The 13,265-nt window shown below is 61.4% G+C and carries 15 protein-coding genes; 5 read left to right on the plus strand and 10 right to left on the minus strand.

Annotated features, from left to right (window positions below):
* Positions 1–3: 3 nt before the first annotated feature.
* The 4 genes from CLU94_RS04395 to panC all read left to right on the plus strand — a co-directional run bounded on the left by CLU94_RS04395 (position 4) and on the right by panC (position 2,644).
* Positions 4–483, plus strand: a complete 480-nt coding sequence (locus CLU94_RS04395; RefSeq protein ID WP_034778216.1) for a GNAT family N-acetyltransferase — start codon at positions 4–6, stop codon at positions 481–483.
* 107 nt (positions 484–590) lie between these two features.
* On the plus strand, positions 591–800 hold the full coding sequence (locus CLU94_RS04400; protein WP_034778041.1) for a DUF3460 family protein: 210 nt from the start codon (positions 591–593) through the stop codon (positions 798–800).
* Positions 801–817: 17 nt separating this feature from the next.
* Positions 818–1,750: a segregation and condensation protein A gene (locus tag CLU94_RS04405; protein ID WP_077402012.1), complete on the plus strand. Its 933-nt coding sequence runs from the start codon at positions 818–820 to the stop codon at positions 1,748–1,750.
* Between the two features lie 54 nt (positions 1,751–1,804).
* Complete coding sequence (gene panC, locus CLU94_RS04410) at positions 1,805–2,644, plus strand: pantoate--beta-alanine ligase (RefSeq protein WP_099664747.1); 840 nt, start codon at positions 1,805–1,807, stop codon at positions 2,642–2,644.
* A 65-nt stretch (positions 2,645–2,709) separates the two neighbouring features.
* Here the strand turns inward: panC and CLU94_RS04415 are convergent, their stop codons facing one another.
* Positions 2,710–3,162: a hypothetical protein gene (locus CLU94_RS04415; RefSeq protein WP_099664748.1), complete on the minus strand. Its 453-nt coding sequence runs from the start codon at positions 3,160–3,162 to the stop codon at positions 2,710–2,712.
* A gap of 294 nt (positions 3,163–3,456) precedes the next feature.
* On the opposite strand from CLU94_RS04415, the gene CLU94_RS04420 reads away from it, so the two are divergent.
* Positions 3,457–4,209 (plus strand): SDR family oxidoreductase, encoded by a 753-nt coding sequence (locus CLU94_RS04420; RefSeq protein ID WP_099664749.1) that lies wholly within the window; start codon positions 3,457–3,459, stop codon positions 4,207–4,209.
* A gap of 73 nt (positions 4,210–4,282) precedes the next feature.
* Here CLU94_RS04420 and cheY read toward each other — a convergent pair whose 3' ends face one another.
* The 9 genes from cheY to CLU94_RS04465 all read right to left on the minus strand — a co-directional run bounded on the left by cheY (position 4,283) and on the right by CLU94_RS04465 (position 13,243).
* A complete protein-coding gene (cheY, locus tag CLU94_RS04425; RefSeq protein WP_010396677.1) occupies positions 4,283–4,681 on the minus strand; it encodes a chemotaxis response regulator CheY in 399 nt (132 codons plus the stop codon).
* Between the two features lie 147 nt (positions 4,682–4,828).
* Entirely contained in the window at positions 4,829–5,899 is a 1,071-nt protein-coding gene (locus CLU94_RS04430; RefSeq protein ID WP_034778028.1) for a protein-glutamate methylesterase/protein-glutamine glutaminase, read from the minus strand.
* 109 nt (positions 5,900–6,008) lie between these two features.
* Positions 6,009–6,617, minus strand: coding sequence for a chemoreceptor glutamine deamidase CheD (gene cheD / locus CLU94_RS04435; RefSeq protein ID WP_034758343.1), 609 nt, complete (start codon positions 6,615–6,617; stop codon positions 6,009–6,011).
* A 9-nt stretch (positions 6,618–6,626) separates the two neighbouring features.
* Positions 6,627–7,499 (minus strand): CheR family methyltransferase, encoded by an 873-nt coding sequence (locus CLU94_RS04440; protein ID WP_099664750.1) that lies wholly within the window; start codon positions 7,497–7,499, stop codon positions 6,627–6,629.
* Positions 7,500–7,570: 71 nt separating this feature from the next.
* Positions 7,571–9,292, minus strand: a complete 1,722-nt coding sequence (locus CLU94_RS04445) for a methyl-accepting chemotaxis protein (RefSeq protein WP_099664751.1) — start codon at positions 9,290–9,292, stop codon at positions 7,571–7,573.
* Between the two features lie 180 nt (positions 9,293–9,472).
* The gene (locus CLU94_RS04450) at positions 9,473–9,979 is read right to left on the minus strand and encodes a chemotaxis protein CheW (RefSeq protein ID WP_034758356.1); all 507 of its coding nucleotides are present in this window, start codon (positions 9,977–9,979) and stop codon (positions 9,473–9,475) included.
* Positions 9,980–10,009: 30 nt separating this feature from the next.
* Positions 10,010–12,202 (minus strand): chemotaxis protein CheA, encoded by a 2,193-nt coding sequence (gene cheA / locus CLU94_RS04455; protein WP_099664752.1) that lies wholly within the window; start codon positions 12,200–12,202, stop codon positions 10,010–10,012.
* A gap of 43 nt (positions 12,203–12,245) precedes the next feature.
* On the minus strand, positions 12,246–12,611 hold the full coding sequence (locus tag CLU94_RS04460; protein ID WP_034758362.1) for a response regulator: 366 nt from the start codon (positions 12,609–12,611) through the stop codon (positions 12,246–12,248).
* Between the two features lie 83 nt (positions 12,612–12,694).
* Positions 12,695–13,243 (minus strand): chemotaxis protein, encoded by a 549-nt coding sequence (locus tag CLU94_RS04465; RefSeq protein WP_077401991.1) that lies wholly within the window; start codon positions 13,241–13,243, stop codon positions 12,695–12,697.
* Positions 13,244–13,265 lie beyond the last annotated feature (22 nt).

The raw sequence follows: 13,265 nt of genomic DNA on the forward strand, positions 1-13,265 counted from the left end.
ATGATGAATATCGTGGTGCGCGAAGCAACGAATGCCGATGCACAACTGATGGCCGAGCTGACCCGCGCCGCGTGGGCCGGCAAGGTGGCGGCCTCGTCCAGTGGACACCACGAGACGGCGCAGCAGGTGGAAGAGCAGTTGCGCCACGGCGGCGGTTTTCTGTTGCTGATCGACGACATTCCAGCCGGTTCGCTGCGCTGGATGCCGCTCGACAGCGATCCCGCCATCTGGAAGATTTCACGCATGGGCGTGCTGCCCGCCTACCGGGGCAGCCATGTTTCGCAACATTTGCTGGAAGCCATCATTCATCACGGCCTCTCGTGCCAGGCGGAGGAATTGCGCCTGGCCGTGCGGCGCGACCAGCGCAAGCTGATCGATTTTTATGCGGCCTTCGAATTCGACCTGGCCGAAGAACTGGAATATTCGCACGCCAACCCCGCCGAACCGGCGCCGATGGTGATGCGGCGTTTGTTGCGTTATTGATTTTTAGCAATTTCGCCCCGGACTTGCCGATACAACAACCCGCCAGGCGGCACGGCGCGGTAAAATACGGCCGGCTGACCTTACCTATAAGACACTCAGAAGAGAATATGAAACTGCCTGCAAAACACAACAACTACGTATCCGACCACACCTTGTTCATCGCTGAACTGAAGGCCAAGAATCCTGGCATGGAAGCGGGCCAGCAAGCGGGTCGCGCCCTGCTGTGGGACAAGCCGGCCGTCAGCATCGATGAGCAGGAGCGCCAGCTGGCGTCGGCCGTCAAGCAACAGGCTTACGTTTACCAGAACAAGAACTAAGATCTGGAACCGGCACTATGTTGCCTGAAGAGTCTGCAGTCACGCCGGAAGCCGACGCTTCCGGTGCCGGCGCAGTCATCGAGTCGCCCGAACCCGCCGCTGGCGGCGACGGCAGCGGCGACCCTGCAGCATCCGCCACGGCAGTAACGGACGCGGCGCCCGCCGCCGACCCGCTGGGCATCGCCCGCCTGTATGGCGAGCCGATGATGCGCATGCCGACGGATCTGTACATTCCGCCGGACGCGCTGGAAATCTTCCTCGAAGCCTTCGAAGGCCCGCTCGACTTGCTGCTCTACCTGATCCGCAAGCAAAATTTCAACATTCTCGATATCCCGATGGCGCAGGTGACCCTGCAATATCTGAAATATGTCGACCAGATCCGCGTGCGCAACCTGGAACTGGCCGCCGAGTATTTGTTGATGGCGGCCATGTTGATCGAGATCAAGTCGCGCATGCTCTTGCCTTCGCGCAAGAGCGACGTCGAGGAAGATGGCGGCGATCCCCGTGCCGAACTGGTGCGCCGCTTGCTCGAGTACGAACAGATCAAGCTGGCCGCCTACGACCTGAACGCCATCCCGCAGTTCGAGCGCGATTTCGTGCGCACGCAGATTTTCATCGAGCAAAGCCTGACGCCCACCTGGCCCGACGTGGAACCGGTGGACTTGCAGCAGGCGTGGCTCGACGTGTTGAAACGCGCCAAACTGACCCAGCATCACCGCATCAGCCGCCAGGAACTGTCCGTGCGCGAGCACATGTCGAGCATCCTGCGCCACTTGCAGTCGTCGCGCTTCGTCGAATTCAGCGAGCTGTTCGACATTGCCGGCGGCGTGCCCGTGGTGGTGGTCAACTTCGTGGCCCTGCTGGAACTGGCCAAGGAAACCCTGATCGAAATCACACAGGCAGAACCGTTTGCCCCCATCTACGTCCGGCTGGCCTATTCGCCCGCCTGATCCCTTCCCTTTGTCACTGACCACCGTACAACGGGGTTTTAGCGAAAGCAATCCATGAAAATTATTTCCGACATCGAAGAATTGCGCGACCAGCTCAGCGGACAGCTGCGCACGGCGTTCGTCCCCACCATGGGCAACCTGCACGAAGGCCATCTGTCGCTGATGCGCCTGGCGCGCAAGCATGGCGACCCCGTCGTCGCCTCGATCTTCGTGAACCGCCTGCAATTCGGCCCGAACGAAGACTTCGAGAAATATCCGCGCACCATGGCGGCCGACATCGCCAAGCTGGAAAAGGAAGGCGTGTACGTGCTGTTCGCGCCCACGGAAAAGGAACTGTACCCGGAGCCGCAGGAATACCGCGTGCGCCCGCCCGATGACCTGGGCAATACCCTGGAAGGCGAATTCCGTCCCGGCTTCTTCGAAGGCGTGTGCACGGTCGTCACCAAGCTGTTTTCGTGCGTGGGTCCGCGCGTGGCCGTGTTCGGCAAGAAGGATTACCAGCAGTTGATGATCATCCGCAACATGGCGCGCCAGTTCGCGCTGCCGACGGAAATCATCGCCGCCGAGACCTACCGTGCAGACGATGGCTTGGCCTTGTCCTCGCGCAATATGTACCTGTCGGAAAGCGAACGCGCGGAAGCGCCGGAACTGTTCAAGGGCCTTAATTTCGTCGCCGAGGAAGTGCGCAAGGGTAACCTTGCCGTCGGCGAACTGGAACAGGCGGCCATGCAGCTGCTGGACGGCCGCGGCTGGAAATCGGACTACATCGCCGTGCGCAAGCGCGCCAACCTGCAGGCGCCGAACGCCGCCGAACTGGCCGCCGGCGAACCGCTGGTGGTGCTGGCCGCCGCCAAGCTGGGACAGACTCGCCTGATCGACAACCTGGAAATTTAAGCGCCATCTCCAAGCGTCACCTCGACGGGGCCATTCGGTCCCGTTTCTGTTTCTGTTTCTTTTCCTTACTTCTCCATCCCTACCAGCTTGAGTTCGGCAAACAGCGGCCTGTTGCTGCCGCGTGCCGCTTGCAACATGTCATAGCTGGCCGCATCGAGCACGATTTCCTCTCCCGCCCACAGCTTGCGCTGGTTCGCAGGCAGCCTCAGGCTGCGCAGGATGGCCCGCGCCTGGGCCGGATCGGCTGCCAGCAGGCGGATGGCGTGCGCATGGCGCTGCGTACCCGTGAGTATCGGCAAGCCGCCCTGCGGGCCATGCTGGCTCAGGCTGACATAGTCATGGCCGCCCACGCGATGCAAATAGGCATGCCGGCCATCGGCTTCGGCAACCGGCTGCGCGGCAGGCTCCTGCATCTCGACCGACGCGACGGGCGCAACGGCCGTTTGCTCCAGGCTCACGCCGCAGGCCGTTAACAGGGCCGTGCCCAGGGCGAAAAATAATACGGGTGCTCGGCGCATCGTGCGCTCCTTCTTGTCGGGGTCGGGGACAAAGGGGAAATACTGCAGCGATCATGGGCCAAATTATTTGACGTGTAAAGTTAACTTTGGGAAATATTTCATTCCTTTGCGCAATTATCTGCAGGCCGCGGGATCATCTCTGTCCGTACCCCGCATGCCTGGGACAATTGTTAATGCAATTTGCACACTGAAATCATCAAGCCCATCTTTATCCATCAATCAATAAAGATGACAATGGCTGCACTGGTTCGCAGCGACAACATGCGGGCCTCCCACCACGACAGGAGAACACCCATGAACACAGCAGCTCTACCGGCCAAGGTCGCCATCGTCACGGGCGCTTCGCGCGGCATCGGCGCAGCCATCGCCCGCCGCCTGGCGCGCGATGGCATGCGGGTCGTCGTCAATTACGCCAGCGGCAACGTGGAAGCGGAGCAACTGGTGGCGGCCATCGTGGCCGACGGCGGCGCCGCCATCGCCGTCAAGGCCAACGTCGCCGACGCGGGCGAGGTGCAAGCCCTGTTCGATGCGGCCGAGGCGGCCTACGGCGGCGTCGACGTGCTGGTCAACAATGCCGGCATCATGCCGCCCGCGCTGCCGGCCCTGGCCGACACGGACGACGCCACCTTCGACAGCCTGTTCGCCATTAACGTCAAGGGCAGCTTCAACACCATGCGCCAGGCGGCGACGCGCTTGCGCCACGGCGGCAGCGTCGTCAATTTCTCCACCAGCGTGATCGGCCTGGCCCTGCCCGGCTATGCCGTCTACGGCGCCACCAAGGCAGCCATCGAGACGATGACGAATATCTTTGCCAAGGAGTTGCGCGGCAAGAACATCACCGTCAACGCCGTCGCCCCCGGTCCCACGGCCACGGCGCTGTTCTTGAACGGCAAGACGGACGAAACGATACAGCGCATGGGCAAGATGGCGCCATTGGAACGCCTGGGCACGCCGGACGACATCGCCGCCGCCGTGGCCTTTTTGGCCGGGCCGGATGGCCGCTGGGTGAATGGCCAGACCCTGCGCGCGAATGGCGGGCTGGTCTGAGTTTTTTGCGGACGAAAAAAAACGCTGCCAATTCGCATTGGCAGCGTTTTTCTTGATCGGTATCAAGCCGTGATCAGGCGCCGGCTTTTTCCAGCTTCTCGAAAATCTTGTTCAGCTTTTCATCGAGGGTCGCGGCCGTGAACGGCTTGACGACATAACCGCTGGCGCCAGCCTGGGCGGCGGCGATGATGTTCTCTTTTTTCGCTTCGGCGGTGACCATCAGCACGGGCAGCTTGGCCAGTGCGGGATCGGCACGGATATGCTGCAGCATCGTCAGGCCATCCATATTTGGCATGTTCCAGTCCGACACGACGAAATCATACGATTCCGCGCGCAGCTTGGCCAGGCCCATCACGCCGTCTTCCGCCTCATCGACGTTGGCATAACCCAGTTCCTTCAACAGATTCCGGACAATGCGGCGCATCGTCGAAAAATCGTCAACGACTAAAAATTTCATCTTTGGATCAGCCATGAATAACTCCGTTGTTTCTGTAGCGGTTTGTTAATAATATCGACATGAATGCCGACATTATGGTCGACACTACGGCAGCAAGTTGTAGGATAGCATTTTCGTTGCTTTTAGGCGAACAAACTTGCCTCAGATCATATAAAACGTGGCTTACACGCGCAAAGCACGCATGCCGTGCGCAGCCAGGTGTCCCAGCACCATGCCAGGCAGCGCCGTCAGAGCGCCGACCTCATGCGTAGCACCGACGGCGATCGCCTCGCGCGGCATGCCGAACACCACGCAACTGGCTTCATCCTGCGCAAAATTATACGCTCCTGCAGCCTTCATCTCCAACATGCCTTGTGCGCCATCCTTGCCCATGCCGGTCAGGATCACGCCGACGGCATTTTTACCGGCCGATTGCGCGGCCGAACGGAACAGCACGTCGACGGACGGGCGGTGGCGGTTTACCGGCTCACCCTGGTCGATCTTGGTCATGTAGTTGGCGCCGCTGCGCGTCAGGGTCAGGTGCGAATGGCCGGGCGCGATGTAGGCGTGGCCGGGCAGTACCCGTTCGCCGCCTGCCGCTTCCTGCACCGATATCTTGCACAGCGAATCGAGACGGCGCGCAAACGAGCGCGTAAAGCCTTCCGGCATGTGCTGCGTGATCAGGATGCCGGGACAATCGGACGGCATCTGCATGAGGAATTCGCGGATCGCTTCCGTGCCGCCCGTGGAGGCGCCCACGATGATCAGCTTTTCGCTCGACGTCAACGGGCTGCGCAGCGCAGGCAGCGGCGCGGCCACCTTGTCGCTGGCCGACGGCAGGGTGCGCGCGCGGATGCGCGCCTTCGAGGCGGCGCGGATCTTGTCGGCGATCATGTCCGTGTACTCGCGCATGCCGCTCTGGATGGAAATCTTCGGCTTGGTGACGAAATCGACCGCGCCCAGCTCCAGCGCGCGCATGGTGATTTCCGAACCGCGCTCGGTCAGCGACGACACCATCAATACCGGCATCGGGCGCAAGCGCATCAGTTTTTCCAGGAAGTCGAGGCCATCCATCTTCGGCATCTCGACGTCGAGGGTCAGCACGTCGGGGTTGGTCTGCTTGATCATCTCGCGCGCCACCAGCGGATCGGGCGCAGCGCCCACCACTTCCATGTCGGGCTGGCTGTTCACGATTTCCGTCATCACGCTGCGGATCAAGGCCGAATCATCCACGATCAATACTTTGATCTTCATAGTTATCCTTCCAGGCCTTGCGGCCCTTATTCTTTATTAAATTAGTACACCGGACAAAATCGCCGCAAGCCGCACGGCGCGACGCGCAGCAGGTTTGGTCTGGTGTTTGTCAGAACAGCTCAACTTCGCCGCCCACCGGCGCGACCTTGAGACGGCTTGCGTAATCGAGTTCGCGGCGCACCAGCGTATCGTTATGCGTCTGCATCAGCTTTTTCACCAGCACCTTGCCGCTGCGGGGGAAAAAATACACCTTGCGCGGGTGGATGTCATTGAGGTCTTCCGCCACCACGCGCATCTTTTCCGCCTTCAGATAATTGATGACGAAGGCCGCATTGCGTTCGCCCACATTGATCGCCGTGAAGCCGCGCAGCACGGCGCCGCCGCCGAACACTTTCGCTTCCATGTTCTCGCGCCGCGCGCCCGCCTTCAGCAAATCGTTGATCAGGATCTCCATGGCGTAGGTACCATAGCGCATCGACGCGGAAATCGGGCTGTTCGGATCGCTGCCGCCGTCGGGCAGCATGAAGTGGTTCATGCCGCCCAGGCCCGTGACGCGGTCGCGGATGCAGGCCGAGACGCAGGAGCCGAGCACGGTGACGATCAGCATGTCCTTGTTGGTAAAGTAATACTCACCAGGCAAGATCTTGGCGGCGTCACAATTGAACGTCCTGTCGTAATAGACGTTAGTGGCGAATTGCTCTTTGGATTCCAGGCTCATATTTCACTCTCATGTACGATGCGACGATGCCTTGGGCGCGGCGCCCCGAGGCTGATCGAGCTCATAGACTGTTTTACCGCGCAGCTTCAATGAATCCGACACGTACAGAAAATTCTCCGAATGGCCCGCAAACAGCAGGGCATCCGGCTTCATCAACGGCACAAAGCGCGACAGGATCTTGCGCTGCGTCGCCTTGTCAAAATAAATCATCACGTTACGGCAAAAGATGACGTCGAACTGGCCCGTCACCGGCCAGCTGTCGGCCAGCAGGTTGAGCGGCTTGAAGGTGATCATCTGGCGCAGTTCCGGGCGCACCCGCACCTGCCCCTCGCGATCGCCCTTGCCGCGCAAGAAAAAGCGCCGCGCACGATCGGCCGGCATCTTGTCGAGCCGGTCCAGGTTGTAGACGCCATTGGCGGCCGTGGCCAGCACGTTCGTGTCGATGTCCGTGGCGATGATGGTGACGGGCGGCGTGAGCGTATTGAATGCCTCGCACACCGTCATGGCGATCGAATACGGCTCCTCGCCGGTGGAACTGGCCGAACACCAGATGGTGATCGGCCCGCTCAGTTTCTTCACATGCTCGGCCAGCAGCGGAAAGTGATGCGCCTCGCGGAAGAACGACGTCAGGTTGGTCGTCAGCGCATTCGTGAACGCTTCCCACTCATCGCCCATGCGGCCCGCTTCCAGGTCGTCCAGGTAGCGGACGAACGAGGAGATGCCGGTCGCGCGCAGGCGTCGCGCCAGGCGACTGTAGACCATCTCCTGCTTGCTGTCGGCCAGCGCGATGCCGGCCCGCTTGTAAATCATGGCGCGGACCCGTTCAAAGTCCTTGCCAGTGAAATCAAATTCCTTGACCGAATCCGTTTTAGTTTGCGGCATTTTGTTTTTACCTCTCTATGACTACTCTGACCAATGCCTTTGCAAGTATAACTAGCGGGACCGGGTTGGCGTCAGAACTCTTCCCAATCGTCGCCGCCGGCCGCCGCCAGCTTTTTCGCGGGCGGTGGCGTGCCGGCTTGCGCCGTCTTTGCCAACCGCCGTGTATTTGCCGCCACACTCGGTACCGGCCGTGCAGCCATCTTGACTACTGGCGCGGGTGCGGGCACGGCCGCCTGCGCCGCGCTCTCGCCATCGAGCTTGAAGATGCTGACGGCATCGGCCAGTTTCTGCGCCTGGTCCTGCATGCTTTCGGCCGCCGCCGCCGCTTCCTCGACCAGCGCCGCGTTCTGCTGCGTCATCTGGTCCATCTGCGCGATGGCCTGGTTCACTTCCTCGATGCCATGGCTCTGTTCCTGCGTTGCCGCCGTGATCTCGCCCATGATGTCGGCCACCTGCCGGATCGACGTGACGATCAGGCCCATGGTCTGCCCCGCCTCGTCCACCAGGCGGCTGCCAGCATCGACCTTGTCGACCGAGTCGCCGATCAGGCCCTTGATCTCTTTCGCCGCGCCAGCCGAACGCTGCGCCAGGTTGCGCACTTCCGACGCCACCACCGCAAAGCCGCGCCCCTGCTCGCCTGCGCGCGCCGCTTCGACGGCCGCATTCAAGGCCAGGATATTCGTCTGGAACGCGATGCCGTCGATGACGCCGATAATATCGACGATCTTGCGCGAACTGTCCTTGATGGAGCCCATGGTATCGACCACTTGCGCCACCACCTTGCCGCCCTGCTCCGCCACTGACGACGCCGACACGGCCAGCTGGTTGGCCTGGCGCGCGTTGTCCGCGTTCTGCTTCACGGTCGACGTCAGTTCTTCCATCGACGATGCCGTCTCTTCGAGCGAACTGGCCTGCGTTTCCGTACGCGCCGACAGGTCCGCATTGCCGCTGGCGATCTCGCGCGACGCCACGGTAATCGTATCCGTTCCCTGGCGCACGTCGCTGACCGTCTGCACCAGGCTCTCGTTCATGTCCTTGAGCGCCTGCTGCAGGGCGCTCGTTTCATCCTTGCCTTCGACCACCACGCGCGCCGTCAGCTCGCCGGCAGCCACCTTCTGCGCCACGGCCAGGGCGCCGGACAACGGCACCGTGATCGAACGCGTGATGAAGATGGCGCACCAGGCGCCGATCGCCACCGCTGCGCCACCCAGGATGAACAACACCGTCATCAGGCGCGCATCGGCCGCCAGCGAGTCGTCCATGAAGCTTTGCTGCGCCACATGCTGCAAGTCGAGCAGCTTGTTGATGTCGGCCAGGGTCGTCTTGTTCAAGGGATCGATGCGGGTGGCAATCACCTTCGCCGCGCCCTCGCTGTTAAACGCCAGTACCTGCCCCATCGCTTCCTTGAAAGCGGCATCGACTTCGCCGTCAACCTTGGCGATATTGGCCAGCAGCGCCTTCTCGCCCTCGGACAGCCCCAGGCTGGCCAGCTTGCCGCGCGCGCCGTCGTACAGCTTGCGCTGCTCGCGCACCTTGCCCTCTTCCACCTGCATCAGCCCCACATCGCCCTGCAGGCCGATATTGCGCATGGCGATACCCGTTTCCAGCATCGCGCTTTTCATCAGCGACGCCTGCGTATTCTTTTCGCTTGCCAGCTCCAGACCCGTGAGCAACTGGGCCTTGTTACGGTAATTCAGTGCATTCGCCGAAACGATCACTACCACCAGGATGGCGAGGATGCTGCCAAAACCTATCCCCAGCCGGGTGCCTATCTTGAAATCGCGCAAACTCATTACAGTCTCCAATATTTATGTGAACGGCGCCCGTTCAACCGGACGGCGCCGTGTTATGGCCTGGTCTCTGACGGACCTTGCAGCCTGCCGGCGCGCCTCTAGTCGCACCGGTACATGCATATCTGTAGTGATTCTTTGCGTGCCAAAACGGCGGCGCACCGGGCGCCGCCTTGCTGCCGCTTACGCCGCCAGCTTGTCGATCAGGCCCATCTCGCTGCTCGACATCAGCTTGTCGATATCGACCAGGATCAGCATGCGCTCGTCGATGGTGCCCAGGCCGATCATGTAGTCGGTCGAGAAGGCGGTACCCATTTCCGGCGCCGGCTTCACCTGCTCCGGCGTCAGCGTGGTGACGTCGGAAACGCTGTCGACCACCATGCCGACGATGCGCCCGCCGATGTTCAGGATGATCACCACCGTGAACTGGTCGTACACGGGCGTGCCCAGGTTGAACTTGATGCGCATGTCGACCACGGGGATGATGATGCCGCGCAGGTTGATCACGCCCTTGATGAATTCTGGCGCGTTGGCGATGCGGGTGACCGCTTCATAACCGCGGATTTCCTGAACCTTCAGGATATCGATGCCGTACTCTTCGGAGCCCAGGGTGAAGGCCAGGAATTCACGGCCGGCGATGTCCTTGCCGTCGCCCGCATTGCTTCCGGATGTTTGTTGAGTATCTGACATGGTGCGTTTTCCTATCTTTATCTATCGGTATTACGAAAAAATGGACTCGTCGGCCAGCTGGCGAGAGGAACGGATCAGGGCGGCGACATCGAGAATCAGCGACACGCCGCCATCGCCCAGGATGGTGGCGCCGGAAATGCCCACCACCTTGCGGTAATTCGATTCGAGGTTTTTCACCACGACCTGCTGCTGTCCCACCAGGTCGTCGACAAACAGGGCCGCCTTGCGCCCTTCCGTCTCGAGGATCACGCAGATGCCTTCCGAGGGACTGGTAAAGCGCGGCGCGATGTCGAACATCTGGTACAGCGGGATCAAGGGCAGGTATTCGCCGCGCACTTTCACCACCTGGCCCTTGCCACTGATGTCCTTGATATCCTCAACGGCCGGTTGCAGCGATTCGATGACAAAGCCCAGAGGCAAAATATACACTTCGTCGCCGACGCGAATCGACATGCCGTCCAGGATGGCCAGGGTCAGCGGCAGCGAGATGGAAATCGTCGTGCCGAAACCCTTCGCCGAACGGATGTCGACGACGCCGCCCATGGCGCTGATATTGCGCTTGACGACATCCATGCCCACGCCGCGGCCCGACACGTCGGTGACCGCTTCGGCAGTGGAAAAGCCGGGCGCGAAAATCAGCTGCCACACGTCGGCGTCGCTCATCGTCTCGGACACATCCAGGCCCTGCTGCGCGGCCTTGGCCAGGATGCGCTCGCGGTTCAGGCCCGCGCCGTCATCGGATACTTCGATGATGATGTTGCCGCCCTGGTGGCTGGCCGAAAGGAACAAACGGCCAGCCTCGGTCTTGCCGGCGGCCACGCGGGCGGCCGGCATTTCCACGCCATGGTCGATACTGTTGCGCACCAGGTGCGTGAGCGGATCGACAATGCGCTCGATGAGGCCCTTGTCCAGCTCCGTGGCGGCGCCATTGGTGATGAAGTCGACCTTCTTGCCCAGTTTCGTCGCCAGGTCGCGCACCATGCGCGGGAAGCGCGAAAAGACGAAATCCATCGGCATCATGCGGATCGACATCACCGCTTCCTGCAAGTCGCGCGTATTGCGCGTCAGGTGGCTGACGCTGTCGAGGAGTTTTTCATGCAGCATCGGGTCGAGCGCGCTGGCGCGCTGCTCGATCATCGCCTGCGTGATCACCAGTTCACCCACCAGGTTGATCAGCTGGTCGACTTTTTCGATCGAGACGCGGATCGACGACGACTCGGCGCCGGCCTTGTCGCCCTCTTTCTTGGCCGGTTTCTTTTCCTGCTCCGCTTCGGCCACGGCGCTGGCCACGACCGGCGTGGCCGCGGCGCCGGCGTTGCCCGCCTTGGCCGCGTCGGCGCGAATCTGTTCGAGCGGCTGGAAGAAACCGTAGCCCTGTTCGGCCTCGGTCTGCACGCCTGCGGCGGCGCGGATGTCCTCGAGCGGCTGGAAGAAGCCGTAACCGGGATCGGCCGCGCCCTGCGCGCCTGGCAGCGGGTCGAAGAAGCCGTAGCCCTGGGCTTTTTCCTGCGCCGCGCGGGCCGCTTCGGCTTCGCCTGGCGCCAGTGGCGGCGCCTGCGTGATCACCATGTCGTCCGGATTGAGCACGAAGGAGCAGATGGCCAGGATATCGTCCAGGCTTTCATGCGTCGTCACTTCCAGCACCTTGCGCGCGTCGGGCAGGCTTGATACCACGACGTCGCCCAGCAAGCCCAGTTCGGCCGCCAGCGCATCGACTTCGCGCGGCTCCATGGCCGGCAGCTCCAGGCGGATGCGATGGCCGCCGGCATGACTGACGGCGGCCTTTTCCGCCGTATGGAAAGCCGGCGCGACGGGCGTGAGGGCGGCCACGGGCACGTCCTGCGAGAACGACTGCAGCATCATGCGCACATTGGCCACGGCATCCTGGTCGACGGCGCTGCCCAGGCGGTGGCCGTCGAGCTGCATCTTGAGGATATCCTTGGCCGCCAAAAAGGCGTCGACGTGTTCCGCCGTCAGGGCCATCTGGCCCTGGCGGATGCGGTCGAGCAGCGACTCGAGGATGTGCGTCACCTCGCTCATGTCGGAGAGGCCGAACGTCGATGCGCCGCCCTTGATCGAATGGGCGGTGCGGAAAATGGCATTCAGGTCTTCGGCGTCGGGCGCCGCAATATCAACGGCCAGCAGCAGCCGTTCTTTTTCAGCCAGCAGTTCTTCGGCCTCATCGAAAAAGACCTGAAAAAACTGGCTAATATCGATGGTCATAGGGTGACTCCGTCAATTGCATCGTTGTGCTGCGCGGCTGGCATCAGCCGATCACCTTCTTGACCACTTCGATCAGGCGTTGCGGATCGAACGGCTTGACCAGCCAGCCATTGGCGCCGGCGGCACGTCCCTTCGATTTCATCTCGTCCGACGACTCAGTCGTCAGCATCAAGATGGGTACCTTCTGGTAGGTCGGCAGTTCGCGCAGCAGCTTGATCAGCTCCAGGCCATCCATGCGCGGCATGTTCTGGTCCGTCAATACCAGGTCCACGGTTTGCAGCTTGGCTTTTTCCAGTCCATCCTGGCCGTCGACGGCCTCCACCACCTGGTAACCGGCGGCTTTCAGGCTGAACGCCACCATCTGGCGCAATGAGCTGGAATCGTCCACTGCAAGTATCGTTTTGGCCATCTTTGCTCCCACTTATTCCGGGCATCCTGCCCGAGTATTTGATTAATCAATCCATGCAACCACAAGCGTTCCGCACTGGCATGCTAGAACAGCTCGATGTCGCCACTTTCCAAATGCTGTTGACTGACAGCCTTGCGCAGCACGCTGCGCAACTCCAGGCTTTGAATCGCCAGCGCCATGCTGACCCGCCCCAGCAAGGCGACAATTTCTTCATTGTCGCTCTCCGGCAACATCTCCGCGCCATGCGAGCCCAGGGTTCCGAGGAACTCGCGCAAGCCCGTCACGCGCTTCAAGGTGCGCTCGATCAGCTGGCTGGTCATGTCCTGGAACTGCAGGCTGGTGATGGCGGCATTCACGTAGCCCCCCACCTCATCCTGCAACGCCAGCAGTTTTTCCCGCTGCTGCTCGGCCGGAATACCGCCGTCGAGCAGCAGGGCGATGGTATCTTGCTGCGCAGCAACAGCTGCGTGTATCGCCATGAAATTGAAGGACAGCTTCTCGATCGCCTCTTCCAGCAAGATGCCGGTCTGCACCAGGTCGGTTTCCACCTCCGTCAAGTGCTTGCGGCCATGGTCCGACACGCCAGACAGCAGGCGCTTTACATGCGAGCCAAGTATTTTCTTTCTTGTCATAAAGGTCTCATTGTTTCAATAC

Origin of the sequence: Janthinobacterium sp. 13, from assembly GCF_002749695.1 — a bacterium.
In the GTDB taxonomy this organism is placed as follows: Bacteria; Pseudomonadota; Gammaproteobacteria; order Burkholderiales; family Burkholderiaceae_D; genus Janthinobacterium; species Janthinobacterium kumbetense.

What these genes read in the sequence shown, in the direction of transcription:
- CLU94_RS04415 (WP_099664748.1), bottom strand. Translation starts at nt 3,162, where the DNA reads ATGCGCCGAGCACCCGTATTATTTTTCGCCCTGGGCACGGCCCTGTTA.
- CLU94_RS04465 (WP_077401991.1), bottom strand. Translation starts at nt 13,243, where the DNA reads ATGACAAGAAAGAAAATACTTGGCTCGCATGTAAAGCGCCTGCTGTCT.
- CLU94_RS04395 (WP_034778216.1), top strand. Translation starts at nt 4, where the DNA reads ATGAATATCGTGGTGCGCGAAGCAACGAATGCCGATGCACAACTGATG.
- CLU94_RS04400 (WP_034778041.1), top strand. Translation starts at nt 591, where the DNA reads ATGAAACTGCCTGCAAAACACAACAACTACGTATCCGACCACACCTTG.
- CLU94_RS04460 (WP_034758362.1), bottom strand. Translation starts at nt 12,611, where the DNA reads ATGGCCAAAACGATACTTGCAGTGGACGATTCCAGCTCATTGCGCCAG.
- CLU94_RS04440 (WP_099664750.1), bottom strand. Translation starts at nt 7,499, where the DNA reads ATGCCGCAAACTAAAACGGATTCGGTCAAGGAATTTGATTTCACTGGC.
- CLU94_RS04445 (WP_099664751.1), bottom strand. Translation starts at nt 9,292, where the DNA reads ATGAGTTTGCGCGATTTCAAGATAGGCACCCGGCTGGGGATAGGTTTT.
- panC (WP_099664747.1), top strand. Translation starts at nt 1,805, where the DNA reads ATGAAAATTATTTCCGACATCGAAGAATTGCGCGACCAGCTCAGCGGA.
- CLU94_RS04430 (WP_034778028.1), bottom strand. Translation starts at nt 5,899, where the DNA reads ATGAAGATCAAAGTATTGATCGTGGATGATTCGGCCTTGATCCGCAGC.
- cheA (WP_099664752.1), bottom strand. Translation starts at nt 12,202, where the DNA reads ATGACCATCGATATTAGCCAGTTTTTTCAGGTCTTTTTCGATGAGGCC.
- CLU94_RS04450 (WP_034758356.1), bottom strand. Translation starts at nt 9,979, where the DNA reads ATGTCAGATACTCAACAAACATCCGGAAGCAATGCGGGCGACGGCAAG.
- CLU94_RS04405 (WP_077402012.1), top strand. Translation starts at nt 818, where the DNA reads ATGTTGCCTGAAGAGTCTGCAGTCACGCCGGAAGCCGACGCTTCCGGT.
- CLU94_RS04420 (WP_099664749.1), top strand. Translation starts at nt 3,457, where the DNA reads ATGAACACAGCAGCTCTACCGGCCAAGGTCGCCATCGTCACGGGCGCT.
- cheY (WP_010396677.1), bottom strand. Translation starts at nt 4,681, where the DNA reads ATGGCTGATCCAAAGATGAAATTTTTAGTCGTTGACGATTTTTCGACG.
- cheD (WP_034758343.1), bottom strand. Translation starts at nt 6,617, where the DNA reads ATGAGCCTGGAATCCAAAGAGCAATTCGCCACTAACGTCTATTACGAC.